The organism is Qipengyuania sp. 902, from assembly GCF_051195295.1.
Lineage (GTDB): Bacteria > Pseudomonadota > Alphaproteobacteria > Sphingomonadales > Sphingomonadaceae > Qipengyuania.
Genome location: NZ_JBNJLJ010000002.1, coordinates 880,136 through 894,487 on the forward strand (window position 1 = coordinate 880,136; position 14,352 = coordinate 894,487).

26 protein-coding genes are annotated in these 14,352 nt (G+C 61.7%); 21 read left to right on the plus strand and 5 right to left on the minus strand.

The window, feature by feature from the left end:
• Positions 1–79: 79 nt before the first annotated feature.
• Positions 80–382: a hypothetical protein gene (locus ACSH0F_RS09435; protein ID WP_435202108.1), complete on the minus strand. Its 303-nt coding sequence runs from the start codon at positions 380–382 to the stop codon at positions 80–82.
• Positions 383–437: 55 nt separating this feature from the next.
• The gene (pspF, locus tag ACSH0F_RS09440; RefSeq protein WP_435202110.1) at positions 438–1,472 is read right to left on the minus strand and encodes a phage shock protein operon transcriptional activator; all 1,035 of its coding nucleotides are present in this window, start codon (positions 1,470–1,472) and stop codon (positions 438–440) included.
• A 182-nt stretch (positions 1,473–1,654) separates the two neighbouring features.
• On the opposite strand from pspF, the gene ACSH0F_RS09445 reads away from it, so the two are divergent.
• From ACSH0F_RS09445 to ACSH0F_RS09505, 13 genes are all read left to right on the plus strand, one after another.
• Entirely contained in the window at positions 1,655–1,807 is a 153-nt protein-coding gene (locus ACSH0F_RS09445; RefSeq protein ID WP_435202112.1) for a hypothetical protein, read from the plus strand.
• Complete coding sequence (gene pspA / locus ACSH0F_RS09450; protein WP_435202114.1) at positions 1,804–2,703, plus strand: phage shock protein PspA; 900 nt, start codon at positions 1,804–1,806, stop codon at positions 2,701–2,703. Before ACSH0F_RS09445 ends, pspA begins: the two co-directional genes overlap by 4 nt.
• A 3-nt stretch (positions 2,704–2,706) precedes the next feature.
• On the plus strand, positions 2,707–3,003 hold the full coding sequence (pspB, locus tag ACSH0F_RS09455; RefSeq protein ID WP_278328038.1) for an envelope stress response membrane protein PspB: 297 nt from the start codon (positions 2,707–2,709) through the stop codon (positions 3,001–3,003).
• A complete protein-coding gene (pspC, locus tag ACSH0F_RS09460; RefSeq protein WP_278328037.1) occupies positions 3,000–3,374 on the plus strand; it encodes an envelope stress response membrane protein PspC in 375 nt (124 codons plus the stop codon). Before pspB ends, pspC begins: the two co-directional genes overlap by 4 nt.
• A 24-nt stretch (positions 3,375–3,398) precedes the next feature.
• Positions 3,399–3,707, plus strand: a complete 309-nt coding sequence (locus tag ACSH0F_RS09465) for a hypothetical protein (RefSeq protein ID WP_435202117.1) — start codon at positions 3,399–3,401, stop codon at positions 3,705–3,707.
• The gene (locus ACSH0F_RS09470; protein WP_435202119.1) at positions 3,707–4,042 is read left to right on the plus strand and encodes a hypothetical protein; all 336 of its coding nucleotides are present in this window, start codon (positions 3,707–3,709) and stop codon (positions 4,040–4,042) included. Before ACSH0F_RS09465 ends, ACSH0F_RS09470 begins: the two co-directional genes overlap by 1 nt.
• Positions 4,042–4,350: a hypothetical protein gene (locus ACSH0F_RS09475; RefSeq protein WP_435202121.1), complete on the plus strand. Its 309-nt coding sequence runs from the start codon at positions 4,042–4,044 to the stop codon at positions 4,348–4,350. The genes ACSH0F_RS09470 and ACSH0F_RS09475 overlap by 1 nt, the downstream gene beginning before the upstream one ends.
• Positions 4,350–4,658: a hypothetical protein gene (locus tag ACSH0F_RS09480; protein ID WP_435202123.1), complete on the plus strand. Its 309-nt coding sequence runs from the start codon at positions 4,350–4,352 to the stop codon at positions 4,656–4,658. The genes ACSH0F_RS09475 and ACSH0F_RS09480 overlap by 1 nt, the downstream gene beginning before the upstream one ends.
• A complete protein-coding gene (locus ACSH0F_RS09485) occupies positions 4,655–4,939 on the plus strand; it encodes a hypothetical protein (RefSeq protein WP_435202125.1) in 285 nt (94 codons plus the stop codon). The genes ACSH0F_RS09480 and ACSH0F_RS09485 overlap by 4 nt, the downstream gene beginning before the upstream one ends.
• Positions 4,940–4,982: 43 nt before the next feature.
• Positions 4,983–5,216, plus strand: coding sequence for a hypothetical protein (locus ACSH0F_RS09490; protein ID WP_435202127.1), 234 nt, complete (start codon positions 4,983–4,985; stop codon positions 5,214–5,216).
• A 112-nt stretch (positions 5,217–5,328) separates the two neighbouring features.
• On the plus strand, positions 5,329–5,736 hold the full coding sequence (locus ACSH0F_RS09495; RefSeq protein WP_435202129.1) for a SufE family protein: 408 nt from the start codon (positions 5,329–5,331) through the stop codon (positions 5,734–5,736).
• A gap of 1 nt (position 5,737) precedes the next feature.
• Positions 5,738–6,088 carry a YbaN family protein gene (locus tag ACSH0F_RS09500; protein ID WP_435202131.1) on the plus strand — a complete coding sequence of 117 codons (351 nt, stop codon included), beginning with the start codon at positions 5,738–5,740 and terminating at the stop codon, positions 6,086–6,088.
• A 72-nt stretch (positions 6,089–6,160) separates the two neighbouring features.
• The gene (locus ACSH0F_RS09505) at positions 6,161–6,319 is read left to right on the plus strand and encodes a YqaE/Pmp3 family membrane protein (protein WP_067788628.1); all 159 of its coding nucleotides are present in this window, start codon (positions 6,161–6,163) and stop codon (positions 6,317–6,319) included.
• Between the two features lie 38 nt (positions 6,320–6,357).
• On the opposite strand, the gene ACSH0F_RS09510 is transcribed toward ACSH0F_RS09505, so the two are convergent.
• From ACSH0F_RS09510 to ACSH0F_RS09520, 3 genes are read right to left on the minus strand one after another with little or no spacing between them, the layout of a single operon-like run.
• Positions 6,358–6,861, minus strand: coding sequence for a sterol desaturase family protein (locus ACSH0F_RS09510; RefSeq protein WP_435202133.1), 504 nt, complete (start codon positions 6,859–6,861; stop codon positions 6,358–6,360).
• A complete protein-coding gene (locus tag ACSH0F_RS09515; RefSeq protein WP_435202135.1) occupies positions 6,858–7,628 on the minus strand; it encodes a fatty acid desaturase in 771 nt (256 codons plus the stop codon). Before ACSH0F_RS09515 ends, ACSH0F_RS09510 begins: the two co-directional genes overlap by 4 nt.
• A gap of 39 nt (positions 7,629–7,667) precedes the next feature.
• On the minus strand, positions 7,668–8,090 hold the full coding sequence (locus ACSH0F_RS09520; protein WP_435202137.1) for an acyl-CoA thioesterase: 423 nt from the start codon (positions 8,088–8,090) through the stop codon (positions 7,668–7,670).
• A gap of 89 nt (positions 8,091–8,179) precedes the next feature.
• Here ACSH0F_RS09520 and leuC point away from each other — a divergent pair, with 89 nt between their 5' ends.
• The 8 genes from leuC (at position 8,180) to ACSH0F_RS09560 (ending at position 13,729) form a co-directional block, all read left to right on the plus strand.
• Positions 8,180–9,631, plus strand: coding sequence for a 3-isopropylmalate dehydratase large subunit (gene leuC, locus ACSH0F_RS09525; RefSeq protein ID WP_435202139.1), 1,452 nt, complete (start codon positions 8,180–8,182; stop codon positions 9,629–9,631).
• 14 nt (positions 9,632–9,645) lie between these two features.
• Positions 9,646–9,792, plus strand: coding sequence for an isopropylmalate isomerase (locus ACSH0F_RS09530; protein WP_278328023.1), 147 nt, complete (start codon positions 9,646–9,648; stop codon positions 9,790–9,792).
• Positions 9,792–10,397 carry a 3-isopropylmalate dehydratase small subunit gene (gene leuD, locus ACSH0F_RS09535; protein ID WP_435202142.1) on the plus strand — a complete coding sequence of 202 codons (606 nt, stop codon included), beginning with the start codon at positions 9,792–9,794 and terminating at the stop codon, positions 10,395–10,397. The genes ACSH0F_RS09530 and leuD overlap by 1 nt, the downstream gene beginning before the upstream one ends.
• Positions 10,394–11,392 (plus strand): NADPH:quinone oxidoreductase family protein, encoded by a 999-nt coding sequence (locus ACSH0F_RS09540; protein ID WP_435202144.1) that lies wholly within the window; start codon positions 10,394–10,396, stop codon positions 11,390–11,392. Before leuD ends, ACSH0F_RS09540 begins: the two co-directional genes overlap by 4 nt.
• Positions 11,393–11,462: 70 nt before the next feature.
• Entirely contained in the window at positions 11,463–11,786 is a 324-nt protein-coding gene (locus ACSH0F_RS09545; protein WP_435202146.1) for a DUF1476 domain-containing protein, read from the plus strand.
• A gap of 4 nt (positions 11,787–11,790) precedes the next feature.
• Complete coding sequence (locus ACSH0F_RS09550) at positions 11,791–12,024, plus strand: BolA/IbaG family iron-sulfur metabolism protein (RefSeq protein WP_435202148.1); 234 nt, start codon at positions 11,791–11,793, stop codon at positions 12,022–12,024.
• A 36-nt stretch (positions 12,025–12,060) separates the two neighbouring features.
• Positions 12,061–12,390: a Grx4 family monothiol glutaredoxin gene (gene grxD / locus ACSH0F_RS09555; protein WP_435202150.1), complete on the plus strand. Its 330-nt coding sequence runs from the start codon at positions 12,061–12,063 to the stop codon at positions 12,388–12,390.
• Between the two features lie 556 nt (positions 12,391–12,946).
• A complete protein-coding gene (locus ACSH0F_RS09560) occupies positions 12,947–13,729 on the plus strand; it encodes an NUDIX hydrolase (RefSeq protein WP_435202152.1) in 783 nt (260 codons plus the stop codon).
• Positions 13,730–14,352 lie beyond the last annotated feature (623 nt).

Below are 14,352 nucleotides of genomic sequence, written 5' to 3' on the forward strand. Positions count from 1 at the left end.
TTAGGTCGTCAGATACCGAAAAGCAATATGAGTCTTTGCCGAATGCCGAAATCGCTCCAGCCTAGGCGGCCCCCGTAGCCTAGCAGTAGCGATCCACCTGCCGCTGCAATTCGTCGATCCGTGCGGAATCGGCTTCCGTCGTGCCGTTTGCGACCGACCGATCCCACAACTCCTGCGACAGACGCGAGTATTCCGCGCACTGCATGGCATCGATCTCGGCCTTTTTTTCGGCCATGTGTTCATTGATCGACTGCCCACCAAGAGCGTCCATCTCCTGGTCCATGTAAGCGTTCGCATTGCGCGGCGCGGAGACCGAAAAGGCAACCCAGCCTGCGATGACGGCGGTGCCGACCAGCGAAAGTCCGGCTTTTACGATGTCCATGATCAATACCCCCAATGACGACGCAGTATTTGACCAGATGGCGGTAAATAATCCGCTAATCGGCTTCCTGCATCAGGCCATGCTTTTTGATGCAGTGTCTCAGCTGGTCGTAGCTTAAGCCGAGCGCTTTTGCGGTTTGACGCTGGTTCCAGCGGTGCTTGCCGAGCGCATGCTCGACAATCGCCTTTTCATGATCGTCCACCGCAGTGCGCAAGTCATCGATATGCTCGAAATCCGCACCGGCACCCTGCGCCGCATTCGCTCCGGCAGCGGCAGGGGCATCCTGAGGCGGGCGCTTGACGGGCGAGACCGGCTTCCACGGGCTGTCGAAGGGATCGAACTGCGCATGGCCGATCGGTTCGTGCCAATCGTCCCAGCGATAGACCGCGCGCTCCACGACATTGCGCAGCTCGCGCACATTGCCCGGCCAGTCGTGCGCCACCATCTGCTCCGTCACATGCGAAGCAAAGCCCGGCCAGCCCTCCCAGCCGAGCTCTGCGGCCATGCGGCGGCCGAAGTAATCCGCCAGCACCTCGACGTCGCCCTCGCGCACGCGGAGCGGCGGCAGGGTAATCACCTCGAAGCTCAGCCGGTCGAGCAAGTCGGCCCGGAATTCGCCCCGCGCGGCCTTGTCGGGCAGGTCCTCATTGGTCGCCGCGACAATCCTGACATCCACGCGGGCCGGGCGGCTCGACCCGATGCGCGTGACCTCGCCATATTCGACGGCGCGCAGCAGGCGTTCCTGTGCGCCCATAGACAGCGTGCCCAGTTCGTCGAGAAACAGCGTGCCTTTATCGGCTTCCTCGAACCTGCCGACGCGTTGCTTGGTAGCACCGGTGAAGGCTCCTGCCTCGTGACCAAACAGCTCGGCTTCGATGAGCGTTTCCGGCAAGGCGGCGCAGTTCATGGTGACGAGCGGTTCGTCCCAGCGGGTGGAGAGGCGGTGCAGGCGTTCGGCGATCAATTCCTTGCCCGTACCGCGCTCGCCGATGACGAGCACCGGCCTGCGCATCGGCGCTGCGCGACTGGCGCGCTCGACTGCGTCGAGGAAGGCGCCGGACTGGCCGATGAACTGGTTTTCCCGCTCCATGGCCAAGATATAGGAAATTACACCAAGGCTTGGCAATTAAAACCAACATGATGCTCGCAAAACGGTGAAAAACCCCAGATCTCCAGCCACTTTCGCGTTTTGGCACGGCCCTTGCTCAATATATCACAACAGCAATTTCGGTCCCCGGATCAGCTGGACGACCCCAAGGGAGGCACACCGCCATGTTCGATCGCAGCTTCTTCCGCACCCAATTGGGCCAGGCAGCGCTCGCCAGCATCGTCGCCATGTCGGCATTCGTAATGCTCAGCTCGCATATCACGGTCACGACGCCGGTCGCGGCGATCGCAACCTACGAGCAGGTCGAGATCGCATGACCCTGCCGCCCGACCACGATCCCCTTGGCCCGGAGCGCAACTCCCCCGACAGTCCCCAAGACGCTCCGGGCCGCCCCCGCACGAATTTGTCGCGGCTCGAGGAAGAGGTAGAACGGCTGCGCCGCTCGCCCACCCCGACTCGCGAAGGCGGACGCGCCAAGGATTCCCGGTTCGGATCGGACTTTTTTTCCACTGGAGCACCATTGATGGGCATTTTCAGCCGCACCCGCGATATCATCGCCGCCAATTTCAACGACATGCTGGACAAGGCAGACGACCCCCAGAAGATGATCCGCATGATCATCCTCGAGATGGAGGAAACGCTGGTCGAAGTCCGTGCGAGTGCCGCGCGCACCATCGCCGACCAGAAGGAAATGCATCGCCACACGGTCAAGCTGGACAAGCTGCAGGCCGACTGGGGCGAGAAGGCCCAGCTGGCCCTGTCGAAGGATCGCGAAGATCTCGCCCGCGCCGCTCTGGTAGAGCGCAAGAAGGCATCGGACATGTCCGACCAGCTGAAGCAGGAAATTGCGGTGCTCGACGATGCCCTGCGCGCCTATGAGCAGGACATTCAGAAACTGCAGAACCGCCTGCGCGAAGCGCGCAGCCGCCAGACCGCCATCGCGGCCCGGCTGGAAAGCGCGGAGAACCGCGTCAAGTTGCGCAGCCTGATGACCAACGAGCGGGTGGACGATGCGCTGAGCCGCTTCGACCAGCTCGAACGCCGCGTCGATTACGCCGAAGGGCGTGCCGATGCACTGCAGATTGCCGATGGCAACAACAGCCCGAACCTCGCGGACGAAATCGCCGCGCTGGAAGGGGCCGATGCCATCGACGACGAACTCGAACAGATGAAAAAGGCGCTGGGTAAAGGCAGCGATCCGAAGGAGGACTGATCAATGGACGAAATATTTGCAATCGTGGCGATCTTCATCGCCCTGCCGTGGATCGTCCTTCACTACATCACAAAGTGGAAGACCTCCGCTACCATCACCACCGACGACGAAGCCTTGCTGGAGGAACTCTACAGCCTCGCCAAGCGGCTCGACGACCGGATGGACACGGTCGAGCGCCTGGTCGCCAGCGACAATCCCGACTTCAAGCCGGCCCGCCTCGTGCATGACAGCGAAGTCGACAATCAGCAGCTGCGCGAACTCGAACAGCTGATGGCCGAGAAAAAAGGAGCATCCCAGTGAACAGCCCCCGCACCACCCTCTATCGCGACAAGCAGAACGCGAAGTTCATGGGCGTGCTGTCCGGCATCGCCGACTACACCGGGGTCAATGCCCTGTGGGTCCGACTGGGCTTCCTGATCCTGGCCATCAGCATGGGCTGGCCGATCCTTGCCTATTTCGCCGCCGGCATCCTGCTCAACAAGAAGCCGCCGCATCTCTACACCGATCAGGACGAGAGCAAATACTGGCAGCGCGTGCGGCAGAACCCGAAGCGCACGGCGCGCGAAATCCGCGCCAAGATGAAGGATGTCGATCGCCGCCTGGCCGAAGTCGAAACCTTTTACGTCAGCAGCAATCCGCGCCTCAACGCCGAAATCGAACGGCTTCGGTAAGCACCAGACAACAGGGGAAGATTTATGGAAGGCATTCTCGCACTCATGATCCCGCTGGCGCCCTTCATCATGGTCGTCGCCATCGTGTGGATTGCCAACCAGCGCAAGCTGGAGGAGAAGCGCCTCAACGCCACCGCCTCTCAGAGCGCCGAGGAAGCCGCTCGCCACGCGACCCAGGTCGCCGAGCTGGAGCAGCGCGTCCAGGTGCTGGAACGGATCGTGACCGACAAGGGCTACGACGTGGCCGCCCAGATCGAGGCGCTGCGCGACACTAAGAGCCATGAAGACGGCGCGGGCGTCCCGCTCGACATCAAGCGACAGGAGAAGGCGTGATGGATTGGGGTGGACCGACCTTCGTAGTCCTGCTGGTCGCGATCAGCACCGTGGGCTGGCTCGTCAACAACTGGATCCGCGCCAAGCATGGCTATTCGCTCGAAGACGAATGGGGCGGCAAGACCGAGCGCGGCGATACCGTCGAAACGAAAGCGCTCAAGGCAGAGAACCGCCAGCTTCACGACAAGCTCGACGCCATGCAGGACCGCATGATCGTGCTCGAGAAGATCGTCACCGATCGCGGCTACTCGCTCCATGACGAGATCGAAGCGCTGCGCGACCGCGACGAAGGCACCGGTGTGCCGCTGTCGCTGAAGAAAGGGGAGAAAGCGTAATGGAATTCCTGAGCGAAACGGCGATCATCGTCGGCGTTGCCATCATAACCGGTGGCTGGATCGTGAACAGCTGGATGCGCATGAAGATGGGCTACCCGCTGGAGAACAGCTGGGGCAAGGCGATCTATCCGAAGAACGACCAAGCGGTCGAGCGGGTGAAGCTGCTCACGCAGGAGAACGCCGAACTACGCGCCGAGCTCGGTTCGATGAAGGACCGGATGGCCAATGTCGAACGCATCGTGACCGATAGCGGTTATCACCTGACCAGCGAAATCGAACAGCTGCGCGACAAGCGGGAGGCCAATTGATGGACCCCGACCTGCTCCTGATCTTCGGCTTCATCCTTGTCGTCCTATCGATCGTCTTTCCCTTCGCTTACGCCATCAACAAGCGCGAGCACGAACACAAGGAGCGCAAGCTGGAGCTGCAGGCGCGCGCCGAAGAAGCGAAGGCTGACCAGGCCCGCTTCCAGAACGGCGATTACAGCAGGATGGAAGAACGCGTCCGTGTGCTCGAACGCATCGCCACCGACAGCAATCATGCACTCGCCTCGCAGATCGAGGAGCTGCGCACGCTCGACCGGATCGAAACCGGCAATCGGGAGATGAGCAAATGACCTGGCCGCTTGCAGTTGTCATCATCGTCATGATGGTGGTCGTGGGTAAGGTGATGTCTTCCCGTTACCGCGCCCAAGCCGGGATCATCGAAGATAAGCAAGGCAATCAGCAATGGGTCGGTAACAGCAACGATGCCGAGACCCAACGCGAGGTCGAGGACCTGCGCGAGCGCATCAAGGTGCTCGAGCGGATCGCCACCGAAGGCAACTCGCTCGACGCCGCCGAAACCAAGAGAATTTCCGCCGAGATCGAAGCGCTGCGCGACAAGCAGGCCGACTGAGGCGGCAGGATCAACACCGGTTCAAGGAGGACATGAGGGAACAATGTTCGAACCATCCATCATCATCGCCAGCGCGAGCCTGCTCGGCCTGGCCATCGTCGCCACCGCAATGCTGCGCGGCTGGCACGGCTGGCTTGAGCTGAAGCGCCGCGAACTCGAACAGGACGCTGCGCCGCGCCAGGACGGTTCGCCCATGGGCGCCGCCCGGATCGAGATCGCCGACCTGAAGGAGCGCATCCGCAAGCTGGAAGCGATCGCCAGCGGCGTGGACTTGTGAACCATTCCGCTCGTCGTTCGTCCTGAGCTTGTCGAAGGGCCGCATTTTCTTCTAGCGCCGCGCCGCGAAAGAAGGGCGACCCTTCGACAAGCTCAGGGTGAACGGAGTTCTAGTGCGAAACCTCGACGACATTGCCGAAGAATACGAGTTTCTCGAAGGCGACGAACGCTATCGCCTGCTGATCGAGCTTGGCCGCGAACTGGAGCCGATGCCCGATGCCCTCAAGACGGATGCAACGCTGGTGCGCGGCTGTTCTGCGGCAGTGTGGGTTTATCCTACGGGCGAAGCCGAAAAGCTCCATTTCCTTGCCGACAGCAATGCCGCGATCACCAAGGGCATCGTCGCGCTGGTCATCAGCGCGGTTCAGGACAAGCCGGCCGAAGAGGTCGCGCAAATGGACGTCACGGCCGCGCTCGAACCCTTCGACTTGAAGAACCAGCTGTCCAGCAATCGTACGCAGGGCGTGCCGAACATGATCTCGCTGGTTAAGGAACACGCGGCGCGGATCGCGGCGGGATGAAATGAAACGCCCGATCTATCGCGGGCTCGGCCTGCTGAGCGTCAGCCTCGCTGCGGTCGGTGCATTCCTGCCGATCATGCCGACCGTGCCGTTCCTGCTGCTGGCGGTCTATTTCTTCGCCCGCAGCAATCCCGAATGGGAGCAGAAGATCCTCGATCACCCGCACTGGGGTCCGCAGGTGAAAGACTGGCGCGAACGGCGCGCTATCAGTCGGCGCGCAAAGACCATGGCCATCGGTGCGATGAGTGTGGGCGCGGTCTTCACATGGTATACGCTGGGCCATCCATGGTACTGGATCTCGATCGCCATCCTCGTGATTTGCGGCGGCTGGATTGCGACCCGCAACGAGTGATACCGGGAACTGCGAGAGGGACGACCCGTTGATCGATCATACGACGGGAGGGTGAACGAAAGGACACTCTCAATGGCAATTCTGATTCTGATCGCGACCATTCTGCTGCCCCCGCTCGGCGTTGCGGCGAAGCATGGTCTGGGCACGACGACGCTGATCAACCTCGTGCTGACGCTGCTCGGCTTCATTCCCGGCCTGATCCATGGCCTTTATGTGAATTACGCCAGGTAAGTCACGCTACAGCAATTGAACCGGAAGCGCCGGGGCCTCTAGGCTCCGGCGCTTTCGCGTACGACGGCCTCGCCGGCCTCGCGCTGGCGTCGTAATTCCGCCTTGAGCTTCGCCGGGTCGCGCGCGAACACGAATCCGAAACTGACGCCGCCTTCCTTGCCGATCGTCGCGTGGTGCAGCCTGTGCGCCTGCACCAGCCGCTTGGCATAGCCGCGCTTGGGCACCCAGCGCCAATACCGCTGGTGGACCAATCCGTCATGCACCAGCGTGTAGATCACACCGTAGCAGGTGATCCCGAAGGCCACCCACCACAGCACGTCCCAACCCATGGCATAGCCGATGGCGAACATGCCGAACACGATCGTGCCGAAAGTGACGGCATAGAGATCGTTCTTCTCGAACACCTTGTCATGCGGCTCGTGATGGTCGCGGTGCCAGCCCCAGCCCCAGCCGTGCATGATGTATTTGTGCGCCCACCACGCGAACAGCTCCATGCCGAGGATCGACAGTAAGACGGTCAGGAGGATTGCACCAATACTCATGCTTTGGTCTCTTCGAGGGCCATGGCCTTGCGTGCGGCCGGTAGCTTCCACCACGGCACATGCGGCGCGCGGTGGTGTTCGTGATGATAGCCGAAATGAAAGCAGCTGGCGAGAGAGACCAGCGTGCCGAAATCGTCACTGCGTGCATTGTGCCTGTCGGCGAAACCGGCAGCGTCGTGCCGATGCGGGCGATAGGTCCCGAAATAGAACAGCTGCATTGAGGAAGCGATTGCGGGGGCGCCGTAGAGCAGGACGATCTTCTCTACCGGCACGCCGAAGAGCAGCCAATATGCAGTCACGACCGTGCTTACGAAGGCGATCGACTGCCATCCGAAATAGCGCTTCAGGAAGGTGCCGTACCACGGCCAGAACCGTGTCGGATGATCGACGCTAAAGTCCGGGTCGTCAGCTGTGCCCGGCGCCTTGTGATGCGCGAAATGCGCTTTGCGCATCCGCCTCCAGGCGAACCCTGCGTATACGAACAGCAGGAACCCGCCGACCACATCGTTGATGCGCTCGCCGCCGGGAACGAGCGAGCCATGCATCGCATCGTGGCTGGCGATGAACATGCCCACGGAAAGCCAGCACTGGACGATCGCCATCGCGAGAGCCAGCGGCAAGCTCGTCCAGGTCAGGTCGAACGCGAACATGGCGAAAAGATGGATCGTCAGCCACGTTGCAAAGATTGCGGCCGTCAGCGCAAGGCCCGTCAAAGCCTGGCGTATTCCGCCCGCTGCGGTTTCAGTACTGACCGAGGGTCGACCCATGTCTGCTATATAGGGTTGCGCAGCCCTCGGCGCAAAACCCTATTCCCCGGAAAAGGGCTGGCGGGTCTTAAGGCCGAAGAATTTCTCGGCGACTTCGCTGCTGATGCGCGCGGGGCGATGCGTTTCGCTATCGAGGCAGCACCACATGCTCTGCACCTCGGCGAGCACCTCCTCGCCGCGCTTGATCACAGTGTTGTAGAAGGAGCGCGCGCCCTTGATTTTTTCGAGCACCGTTTCGGCGATCACATCGTCATGGAGAAAGGCGGGCTTGCGATAGGTGATCTCGTGCTTGAGCGCGACCCAGGCCTTGCTCGCCACTTCTTCGGCCGGCGCGAGCTTCTGCCAATGCGCCAGCACCGTATCCTGCACCCAGTTCAGGTAACGCGCGTTGTTTACGTGCCCCATGAAATCGATGTCCGAGGGAATCACTTTGATCGGAAAGGCGAATGGCTTTGCTGACATAAGTGTCAGTAGAGCAGAGAAAGGTTAAGTTTGGAAGACTCTGGAATTGCCTTTTTGCGCTCGTGACATTCGTGCCGCAATTTCGCGCCATGGCCAGCAAACCGCGCACGCTTTACGAAAAAATCTGGGACGCCCATGTGGTCGAGCGCCGCGACGACGGCACCTGCATCCTCTATATCGACCGGCATCTGGTGCACGAAGTCACCAGTCCGCAGGCCTTCGAGGCGCTACGGCTGGCGGGACGTAAAGTGCGCCGCCCCGACCTGACACTTGCCGTTCCCGACCACAATCTGCCGACCACCCCGCGCATCGATGCGGCCGGGAACCGACTGCCGATCGAGGATCCACAGAGTGCCGCACAGCTCGCCGCGCTGGAAGCGAACGCCCCCGCCTTCGGTATCGATTATATCGACGCGGTCGCGCCCGAACAGGGCATCGTCCACGTGGTCGGGCCGGAGCAGGGCTTCTCGCTCCCCGGTGCGACGATCGTCTGCGGGGACAGCCACACCGCCGCGCATGGCGGCATCGGCGCGCTCGCCTTCGGCATCGGCACTAGCGAGGTCGAACATGTGCTGGCGACGCAGACGCTGCAATTGCGCCCGTCGAAATCGATGGAAGTGAGAGTCGAAGGCGAACTCGGACCGGGTGTCACGCCGAAAGACCTGATCCTGCACATCATCGGCGTGATCGGCACCGCAGGCGGCACGGGTCATGTGATCGAGTATCGCGGGGCCGTGTTCGAGCGCATGAGCGTCGAGGGCCGCCTTACCGTCTGCAACATGAGCATCGAAGGCGGCGCGCGCGCCGGGTTGATCGCGCCGGACGAAGCCGTGTTCACTTATCTGAAGGGGCGCCCCTATGCTCCGCGAGGCGAGGCATGGGACAAGGCGGTCGCGTGGTGGAAGACGCTGCACTCCGACCCCGATGCCGTATTCGACAAGACCGTCGTGATCGATGCCGCAGATGTCGAGCCGACCGTAAGCTGGGGCACCAGCCCCGAAGACGTCGTGGCAGTCGGCGGCAATGTGCCAGCCCCTGAAAGCTTCGCCGACCCCTCCAAGCAATCTGCCGCCCGCAAGAGCCTCGATTATATGGGTCTCGAACCGGGCCAGCGGATCGAGAATATCGCGATCGAGAACGTCTTCATCGGCAGTTGCACCAACAGCCGCATCGAGGATCTGCGCGCCGCCGCGGACGTGCTGAAAGGTCGCACGAAAGCTGCGAACGTGCGCTGGGCGATCGTCGTGCCCGGTTCCGGCCTCGTCAAGCGGCAGGCGGAAGCCGAGGGGCTGGACCGGATTTTCACCGCGGCCGGTTTCGAGTGGCGCGAGCCTGGCTGTTCGGCCTGCCTCGCAATGAATCCCGACAAGGTCCCGCCCGGCGAACGCTGCGCTTCCACCAGCAATCGCAACTTCGTCGGTCGCCAGGGCCCCGGAGCGCGCACTCACCTGGTCAGTCCGGCGATGGCCGCTGCCGCCGCTGTCACCGGTCGCCTTGCCGATGTCCGCACCCTCGCCCCTTGCCAAGCGGTCGATGCCTGACCATTGAATGGGGCATGACGAACAAGCTCAAGATCGCCGGGGCCATCGGCTCTGCCGCCATCGCCGCCGCGCTGCTCTATGCAGGCAAGCGTACCACCGACAAAAACAAGCCAGAGCAGCCCGGCAAAATCCCCTCGGGCGAGAAACCGGAGACCGATTGATGGACAAGGTATCGACGATCGAAGGCCGCGCGATTCCGCTGGGCCTCAAGAATGTCGATACCGACGTCATCATCCCGGCGCATTGGCTCAAGACGGTCAGCCGCGAAGGCCTCGGCAGGGGTGCATTCGAGACTATCCGCGAAGCGCCCAGCAATCCCTTCGACGTAGAGGATTTCGCCGGTGCCCCGATCCTGATCGCGGGCGACAATTTCGGCTGCGGATCAAGCCGCGAACATGCTGCATGGGCGCTTCTCGATCTCGGCATCACAGCGGTCATCGCGCCGAGTTTTTCGGACATCTTTTCGGGCAACGCGTTCAAGAACGGCATTCTGACGGTCGAACTGCCGCAAGATCAGGTCGACCGCCTGCTGGAAATCGCCGCGGACCACCCCATCACGATCGATCTCGAGAACCAAACCGTTACCACGCCCTTTCAAGACCGTTTCGCTTTCGAAGTCGATCCGTTCCGCAAGCATTGCCTGCTGGAAGGGCTGGACGAAATCGGGCTGACGCTGGAACGCAGCGCAGCCATTGAAACCCATGAACAACAGCGCGCGCAGGCCCTTCCCTGGCTCGACGCGCCGCAAAGGAGAGACGCAGCATGAAAGCAGTCCTGTCGAAGGAAACCGGCGGCCCCGAAACCCTGGTGGTCGAAGATATCGCCGAGCCCACCCCCGGCAAGGGCCAGGTGCTGATCAAGGTCGCCGCATGCGCGATCAACTTCCCCGACACGCTGATCATCCGCGACATGTACCAGTTCAAGCCGCCCCGCCCCTTCGCGCCGGGTGGCGAAATCTCCGGCACGATCGAGGCGCTGGGCGATGGCGTCGAAGACTTCGCAGTCGGTGACAGGGTGATTTGCGGCGTCGGCAATGGTGGCCTGCAGGAAAAGGTAGTCGTCGATGCCGCGCGCCTGTTCAAGGTGCCCGAAGGCGTCGACCTCGTGCAGGCCAGCGCCCTGCTCATGACCTATGGCACGACCATCCACGGCCTGAAGGATCGCGGCGACATCAAGGAGGGCGAAACCGTCCTCGTGCTAGGCGCAGCAGGCGGGGTCGGCCTCTCTGCCGTGGAACTTGCCAAGGCCTATGGCTGCCGCGTGGTCGCAGCCGTCTCGACCGAAGAGAAAGGTGAAACCGCCCGAAAGGCCGGCGCGGATGAAGTGGTGATCTATCCCCGCTCGCCCTTCGACAAGGACACTTCCAAGCAGCTCGCCAACGACTTCAAGGCCGCTGTCGGCGAAGGCGGCGCGGATATCGTCTACGACATCGTCGGCGGCGATTATTCGGAGCCGGCCTTGCGTTCGATCGCGTGGGAGGGTCGCTTCCTGGTGATCGGCTTCCCCGCCGGGATCGCCAAGATGCCGCTCAACCTGACGCTGCTGAAAAGCTGCGACATCCGCGGTGTGTTCTGGGGCGCGTTCACCGCTCGCGAGCCGGAGAAGAACAAGGCCCACATCGCCGAACTGTTCGACCTATGGAAAGCAGGCAAAATCAGCCCGCTGGTCAGCGAGACCTATCCGATCGAACGCGCCCACGAGGCAATTGCCAAGCTGGAAAACCGCGGCGCGATTGGAAAACTCGTCGTCACCATGGACTAGCGCCCTTGCGGGTGTGATTGGCCGCGCCTATCCCCCCCCGCTAGAGCTTTTCATTCCCGAGGGACACGACATGACCGACTTCAAGGATCGCGAACGCGGCGAGGAATCCAAATTCGCCTTCGACCAGGAAACCGCCTTCAAGATCGCGGCACGCCGCAATCGCCTTGTCGGCGAGTGGGCCGCCGGTCTGATGGGCCTGACCGAAGAAGAGACCGACGCCTACAAGAAAGCGGTCGTACAGGCCGATTTCGAGGAAGCGGGCGACGAGGACGTGATCCGCAAGCTGCTGGGCGACCTGACCGCAGCCGATTGCGATGTCAGCGAAGCCGACATTCGTGCCAAGCTGGAAGAGTGCGCCATTGAGGCCCGCCGCCAGTATATGAGCGAGAGCTGATCCGATGCCGATGGCGGCAGACGATATCGTCGAGGCGATCACATCGGCGCTTCCCGGCGCCGAGGTGGAGATGCGCGATCTGGCAGGCGACAACGATCATTGGGCAGCCAAGGTCACTGCCCCGCAGTTCGCGGGCAAGAGCCGCGTGCAGCAGCACAAGATGGTGTACGACGCGCTAGGCGGGCGCATGGGCGGCGAACTGCACGCCTTGCAACTGACCACCCAAGCCCCCAACTGATCCCCATCAAGTTTCTCAGATAAAGGACGGACCGCTATGTCCGACACCAATACCCGCATCGCCGACGTTGTCGGCTCCAACGATGTAGTCCTGTTCATGAAGGGCACGCCGCTGTTCCCCCAGTGTGGCTTCTCGAGCCGCGCAGTCGCGATCCTCGACCATTGCGGCGTTGCCTACGAGAGCGTCGATGTTCTGCAGGACATGGAAATCCGGCAGGGCATTAAGACCTATTCCGACTGGCCGACCATTCCCCAGCTCTATGTGAAGGGCGAATTCGTGGGCGGCAGCGACATCATGATGGAAATGTTCGAAGCCGGTGAACTTCAGACCATGATGGACGAAAAGCAGGTCGCCAAAGCCTCATAGTTTTCCGCGCCGACATCGGTCGGCTCATCCTTGCTGTACGTGCAGCAAGCTGCACCCGCTGCGGGCGGGCGGTCGCCCTTGCCGGGCCTCGGTCGGTCCGGTGCTCTAAGAGGGGTCGGCCCGGTGCTCTAAGAGGGGCAGACCCGCATATACCTATCTTCTCCTAGAGAACCGAGCCGAAGGCGAGGCAAGCGCGACCGCGCACCCGCAGCGAGGCGACCGCAGGTCGCATGAGCGACGATAGCCAAGGCGGCGGATGCAGCCGCCGGCGCTTGAGGCAAGACTAAACGGGAAAGGCCCGCCCGGGAGACAACCGGGCGGGCCTTTTTGTTCACGTCGAGGCGCTGCTAAAGAACCAGGGAGCGCGCGCCCCGCGGAAGACTGTGTCGGGACATCCATCGCATTGCACAGAGCATGCCAAACTAGACATTCTCAGCATTTGCAGCAGTTTCGATGGTTAATGCCGGGTCTTGACCCGAAGCATCTGTAAACTTCTCCGACACCGCTTCGGCGATTGCACTTGGCAAGCTGCACACTGCAAGCCACACATACCAACATGAACGCACCATCCGACCCATCTGCCGAAGGGATTCCCGCCGCCACTGTCGTGATCTTCCGCCGCGGTGCGGAAGATGGTCCGCCGGAAATCCTCATGACGATCCGGTCGCGCGAGATGGTCTTCGCTGGCGGAATGGCCGTGTTTCCGGGCGGGCGGGTCGATCCGGCAGATTTCGATCTCGGCGCGCGGATCGGCGGGCCGCTGGACCCGGACGAGGCTGCGCACCAGATTGCAGTCGTAAGGGAGACTCTGGAAGAGACCGGGCTCGCTATCGGGCTCTCGGGCGATATCGACGCTGCCAAGGCCCGCGCGGCGCGGGACTATCTGCAACAGACCGGCGAGCTCGCGCCAGTGCTCGATCATTTCGGCTGGGACCTCGATCTTGACCAGCTGACGCCCTTCGCCCGCTGGTTCCCGAAGAACGAGCGCATCCCGCGCGTCTACGACACGCGCTTCTACCTCGCCGACCTCGGTACGGGGGCAGTAGAGATCGAAGCCGATCTGTCCGAGAACACCCATTTGTTCTGGACGACCGCACAGGGCGCGCTGGATGCGGCAGAGCGCGGCGAGATCAAGGTCATCTTTCCGACCCGCCGCAATCTCGAACGGCTGGCCCTGTTCGGCAGCTACGCGGAAGCGAAAGCGCAGGCAGAGGCGATCCCGGTGCGCACGATCACGCCCTATATGGGTGATCGCGACGGCCAGACCTGGCTCGAGATCGGTGAGGATCTAGGCTATCCCGTGACCGGCGAACCACTGGACACGGTGGCGCGGGGATAGTCGCTTCCTCCCTCGGACAAGAAAATCGTGACCCTAGTTAGAACGGAAATCCGCGATCCGGGCCCAATCTCTATAAGTCCAATATAAGCACAAGCTGACCGTGGTCACGTAAACAAGAAGCAGTGACCGTGCACCATCAAAAAAATATCGGCTGGCTTTCGTAAGCCTGCCGATAATCAGTTTGTCGTTAGATTGCTACGGCTCAAGCAGCGAATTTCATTCTCGAATACTTCGCCCCGCTCCCAACCAAATGCAATTCGCTGGATGTCGTAATTTTTCATCATGGACCGTACCCTACGCGGATCAATCCGGTGCAACTCAGCAATCTCAGATGTTGCGATCAGACGTTTTGCAACACGTAAAACGGAGTGCCGGTTGGCGCGTAAACTGACGCCAGAGTTCTTGAACTCAATCAGGTTTTCCGCTCGCACACTTCGCATCTGCGGTGCGTCGATATTGAGAATATCTTCTGCGTCTTTCTGCGTGACATCGTTTGAGAACGGGAAGTCCGGGTAGTCTGTCTCTTGGAAGACTGACTCATCGAATTTTGCTCTGCCACCTGAATTTTGGACCGTTTCGGGTTAGAGTTTTCTGCCGTAAGTATCCTTGGCTGGGCGAGGAGT